Raw genomic sequence first — 1,034 nt, 5'->3', positions numbered from 1 at the left:
ACCTCTTCAGGGAATACAAAGTGTTCGTGCGGCTGATCTTGAGGAGCCATCCAGGCGCGGATGCCCTCGTTCAGCAGAATGTTCTTCGTGTAGAACGTCTCAAACTCAGGGTCTTCAGCAGCCCGAATCTCCTGGCTCACAAAGTCGTAAGCCCGCAGGTTCAACCCCAGACCCACAACTCCGATCGCACTCATCCACAACCCCGTCACCGGCACAAACAGCATGAAGAAGTGCAACCACCGCTTGTTGGAGAAGGCAATACCGAAGATCTGTGACCAGAAACGGTTCGCCGTCACCATCGAGTAGGTTTCTTCACTCTGGGTCGGGTTGAAGGCACGGAAGGTGTTCGCCTTCTCGCCATCTTCGAATAGCGTGTTCTCCACGGTTGCCCCGTGAATCGCACACAGCAGCGCGCCACCCAGCACTCCAGCAACCCCCATCATGTGGAAGGGGTTGAGCGTCCAGTTGTGGAAGCCCTGGAAGAACAGCAAGAAGCGGAAGATAGCCGCTACCCCAAAACTGGGGGCAAAGAACCAGCTCGATTGTCCCAACGGGTACATCAGGAAGACGCTGACAAACACTGCGATTGGGGCACTAAAGGCGATCGCGTTGTAAGGACGGATGCCCACCAGACGCGCAATCTCGAACTGACGCAGCATGAAGCCGATCAGCGCAAATGCACCGTGCAGCGCAACAAACGCCCACAACCCGCCGAGTTGGAACCAGCGAGTCAAGTCCCACTGCGCTTCGGGGCCCCACAGGAACAGTAGGGAGTGTCCCATCGCATCGGGTGGGGTGGATACGGCCACGGTCAGGAAGTTGCAGCCTTCCAGGTAGGAAGACGCCAACCCGTGGGTGTACCAGGAGGTAACGAAGGTGGTGCCGGTCAGCCAGCCGCCGATCGCCAGGTAGGCGCAGGGGAACAGCAGTAGACCAGACCAGCCAACGAAGACGAATCGGTCGCGCTTTAGCCAGTCATCGAGGACATCAAACCATCCTCGATTGGCTTGCGCTCGTCCCATTGCTATGGTCAT

General features: G+C 57.7%; 1 protein-coding gene. It reads right to left on the bottom strand.

What is annotated here, in order from left to right; all coding sequences use genetic code 11:
• On the bottom strand, nucleotides 1-1,034 hold a 1,034-nt coding region (psbD, locus tag IQ268_RS31990), incomplete at both ends, for a photosystem II D2 protein (photosystem q(a) protein) (RefSeq protein ID WP_193887518.1).

The sequence above is a fragment of the Oculatella sp. LEGE 06141 genome (assembly GCF_015207605.1).
Lineage (GTDB): Bacteria > Cyanobacteriota > Cyanobacteriia > Elainellales > Elainellaceae > Oculatella.
The sequence above is the reverse complement of the archived record's forward strand: the minus strand, read 5'-3'. Positions and strand labels throughout refer to the sequence as shown.